The sequence below is a fragment of the Methanofastidiosum sp. genome, assembly GCA_035362715.1.
Lineage (GTDB): Archaea > Methanobacteriota_B > Thermococci > Methanofastidiosales > Methanofastidiosaceae > Methanofastidiosum.
In genome coordinates this window covers 1-4,296 of the sequence record DAOSDU010000030.1, presented here as the reverse complement: position 1 = coordinate 4,296, position 4,296 = coordinate 1, and the positions used below count along the sequence as shown (strand labels likewise).

Sequence of the window (4,296 nt, the reverse complement as noted above, 5' to 3'; positions counted from 1 at the left end):
TGGTACTTCACTCTTGCGGTAACGGCATACAACCTGGTTCGGATGCGAAACTTGGCAGTCTCTACCACATAAAGTGAGAGTAGGCCGCTCCAGAGACGAAATCCGGTCCAAATAACCGGTCAAAATGGCTGCAAAGAGCAAAGACAACCGAAACATTACCGACAAAATCTAAGAAAACGTCTCCGAAAAACCTCAGATGGAGGTTATAGGGATAAAATCAGGGAGTTTTTCAAGGCCCTGCTATTGATTTATAAATGGTCGTTGCAGCCGTCTTACCGACTTTCAATAGTTTTGGAGGGGGCGTAAACATGAAATATAGCGAAGAGGAGATAAAAAAACTTTTAAGTATCTTGTTTCCCAACGATTGGAAAAAGAATTCGGTGTTTTGGGGAGGGAAGAATATATGGTTATGGGAAAAGACCAATATGGGATTTCCCTCTTCTTCAACCGTAAAAGAAGATCCGTCTGGATGTCACTTTATTTTTTTATTCTCGAAATTCAATGATAAATGCAAATGTAACCTATATTTTCCCTGTTCTTCCGTCCCAAGAACCCCAGGTTGTTTTATACCCTCAAATAGCCCAGTGCTTTCAACTAGCAACAAATCACCATTTAGATTTGATTACAATACCTACCTTGTGTACCAATTTTTAATTCCTGTTGATTTCTATTCGGAAGAAAATATAGTCCTTGAATATTTGGGCGTAGCGCCTGATGAAGGTATATCGAACTATGAACTGGTTCGAAATTATTGGGGAAAGATGAAATTAGAGTCGAAAGAAAATAAAATATATAAGGAAGCTAAATTTAAACCGTTAACTTCTGTAAGCACTTATGAGTGACGAATTGAACTTTCTTTATTGAGGTTAATATGAAATTTGATGATTGGATTTATACTGCAGAGGCGCAAGAAGTGATTAAGCAATGCGTCAAATTCCTATTAAAGACCATTGATAGAGATGAGCTTTTTAGGGCTTTTGAAATATCGCCTTCATCCAAAATTCTTGACCCTTCTCCAGAAAGCGCCAAATGCGAGAAGTCTGATGTTGAGCCTAAAACTGAACCCGATTATGACACGCCCCTGTTAAATGAAATTTATAGCATATTGCTGTCAATTATTAACAATCCCATAAGTAAAACTGGTCCTAATAAAGGTGCGCCTACAGAAGCATATAGTGGTTTAAGCAATTTGATATGTATATTGTATTGCGACTACAGTAATAATGAAGAGCTTAAAGGTCTGATTGAAAATAGAATTGTCAAAATGTCACCTTCTAAAAAATCATCTATAAACAAAGCTCTTACTGATGACGATTATGAATTAGCTGCAAACATTTTATTGTCAGAAGTAAAAAATTACATACTCAAGATCGTCAAGAGTAGGTTTTTAGATAAAGTAAGAGATGAACGGTACGAGCAATATAGGCGTACATTATTTCAATTGTACAAAAATAATTACCGTGATGAGGAGATTGGCAACCTTATATACCTTGCCGAAAGTAATAAAAGTTTTTTCGGTTTTTCAGCCCAATACGATAAATACGATGAAGAACAAATAACTAAATACTCTTTTGATATAGATTTTAGCAATTTCATTAATCCGCTAAATCATGGATGCTTCGCTAAAGATATGGATGCGAAGAATTTTTTTAAAAAAATGATTTTTCTGTTCTGGAAATCATTTGTTACCAATTATCGGAAGGATAATGTTGTAGTTCCGATTAGAACACTTGTGGATTATGATCGTAAATTTTATAAAAAGCCGGGGAAAGTAGAGCCTCCTCCTCCGTCCCCTCCACCGTTCCCACCTCCAGGCCTTAAGGAAATTCAAGATATTCTAGATGACTCCATCTGTAAATTAGATGCACGAGAGCAACAAATTATTAAAGGTGTTATGAATGATATAAGTAAGACCGAGATTGCAATTAATCTTGGGATTACTAACTCTCGAGTCACGCAGATCAAAGAAACCGCTTTAAGAAAACTCTTAGCGGACTTAAGAAAAAAAGGGATTACATCAGTCAGTGATTTATTTTCTGAAATAATCTGATTATTCACCGTATATATAAATATGATGCTTAAGGGACCCGTTATGAATAATTATGACAAGATTATTAACCTTATAGATTCAACTGTTTATAATCAGGCATTAGAGACTGCCTTCAGATTGCGCAGTTGTCCACCACCTAGTTTGAGGGGTTCGGATGAGTTTGAAAGACACTTGCAACAATGCAGCTTTTGCCGTGAAAAACAAATCAACGCCAATACTGCACTGTCTCCGTGGATAAACCTTGCAAAAGCGTTTGAACCGATATTAAAGGAAGAATTTGATTTGGTATCTTCCTTGACATCACATTTATGCCCTGGCCAAATTAGAACAGTAAAGAGAAATCTAGCTGGTTGGGGTAATGATGATTATTACTACAAAGCTCCAAGTGTAATTTTATTAAAAGCTGCAGATATGATTGATTGTTTTCAAGTGGCCCAAATTTACGAATATGAAGAAATGCAAGGAACGGACGACATTCCATTGTTTAATTTTGGTGGTTTTGCTGAACCTTGGAATGTTTATACGTTACACAAGGAACATCTTGGGGAATTATTAGGTGAAGAGTCCGTAGGCGTTGTGGTTAATATATGGAATAAGTTTTGCGATTTAAGAGAACAAGAAATAGAAGGTGAATCTTCTGAATTTGTGCAATTGGAAAGAAGGGTATCATCTTTTTTTAATCGAAAGTCTGCAGCTCTTGTACTTGAAATATTTAATTCAAATCAAAAGGAAGAAAACGATTCAGTTCCTGGGAATGTTCTAGATTTTGAGAAATACAAAAAATTAAGAGAAGTGGATAAAATTATATACCCAAAAGCAAAATTTCTGAAAAATGCGGGTTTGCAACTGGCGGCAGCATGTGGCAACGACGAAAACGTCTTTAACGTTCTTAATAATTCCATCAAAGTAACTGTAAGTTGGGATAATGATTCAATACATATATCCACATCATATGTTGGGAGCGAATTCCATAATTTTATTTTGTATTTTATTAACCCTAATGATGATTCAATATATAAATCAATAAGATTTAGCAGCAAAAAAAATATTAAAGCGCCTTTCACTGCAGAATATTTGGCTTTCAGGCCATACACTGATAAATGGACAATCAGAATAGGAATTGATGATGACAAGTGATTATGACAAATTGTTATTTGCTTACCCAGCCATAAAAAACTTTAGTGGTTCTTATATTAATCCTGGTTCAAAAGAATACTATGAATCAGAATATTGTGATTTAGAACTATGTTATGATACAAATGAGGCAAATGAATCAATTTCTGACAGAGTTAAAAATGTTTATAGAAGATTATATAAAGATGTTCCAGAAGGTGTATTAATCAAAGACAATTCTTCTCAACCAGGTGATTCTAGTGATCTGGCTTTTTTGTTAACTCTGTTAAGTAACTTTTATATACCATCTATAGAACCATGTAAAATTTTGTGCACTGGATTATTGGTCAAAAATTATTTACAACCTTTTAAAACTGCTGAAAATCAAAGATTGTTTCTTTGCAAATTAGACTCATTCATAAAGCAAAATGAATATAAAATCTTCATTTGTCCTAAAGAGAATATATTGCCGAGTTGGAGATCTTACTTCAAGAACAAAACCAACAATATTGATTATTATGAGTCTTCAGAACTACACAAAATAAGAAAGTTTAGTAGTAACAAAATAGTTATTAGTGTAGGTGAATCAAGTGGTGATCTTATCTTGTTGTCAAAATTATTATTTCATGGTGTTCGACGTAATTATAAGCAATTATATAAATACCTATTTGTGGCGTTCACCATCCTGATTTTTTTTGCCACCTGTTATTTTGTGAAAAAGCAAATCGACGACAAAGAAAAAATTCACACTCAATTAAAATATGGACTCGAAAAATACAGCAATTTTCTTGATAAATATGAAAATATCATTAACAAACACTATAATTCTGAATTAAATTCTGGTAGAAAAATGTCTGGAACAATAATTGATATCGATTTAAAACCTCCAGAATCAGAAGAACATTCTATTATATTAGATGAAGAGGATACTGGTAGCTTATGTAGAGACGTTCAAAATATTACCTATTCTCTAAAAGGTGTCATTAGTCTGAAAGATTATATTGCATTGGAAGATTCATGTGTATATTTATGTACTAGCGATAGGGTTGGTTTAGGGAATTGGTTCGATTTAAATGCAAATAGAAAATTATATTTTAAGGATAAGAAATACTATAAATATTCTGAAATAAAGA

Annotated in this window: 4 protein-coding genes; all 4 read left to right on the top strand. The window is 33.7% G+C overall.

The genetic code is table 11. The features are described 5' to 3' along the window. Positions 1–254: 254 nt before the first annotated feature. The gene (locus PLI06_10135) at positions 255–842 is read left to right on the top strand and encodes a hypothetical protein (protein HOI77951.1); all 588 of its coding nucleotides are present in this window, start codon (positions 255–257) and stop codon (positions 840–842) included. 71 nt (positions 843–913) lie between these two features. Beyond that, complete coding sequence (locus tag PLI06_10130; protein ID HOI77950.1) at positions 914–2,050, top strand: hypothetical protein; 1,137 nt, start codon at positions 914–916, stop codon at positions 2,048–2,050. Between the two features lie 21 nt (positions 2,051–2,071). Beyond that, a complete protein-coding gene (locus tag PLI06_10125; protein ID HOI77949.1) occupies positions 2,072–3,187 on the top strand; it encodes a hypothetical protein in 1,116 nt (371 codons plus the stop codon). Continuing rightward, positions 3,174–4,296: hypothetical protein (locus PLI06_10120; protein ID HOI77948.1), on the top strand; the 1,123-nt coding region annotated here is incomplete at its 3' end. The genes PLI06_10125 and PLI06_10120, both read left to right, overlap by 14 nt.

Excerpts from the sequence above, each read along its gene's own strand:
- PLI06_10135 (HOI77951.1), top strand. The coding sequence starts at position 255 with ATGGTCGTTGCAGCCGTCTTACCGACTTTCAATAGTTTTGGAGGGGGC.
- PLI06_10125 (HOI77949.1), top strand. The coding sequence starts at position 2,072 with ATGATGCTTAAGGGACCCGTTATGAATAATTATGACAAGATTATTAAC.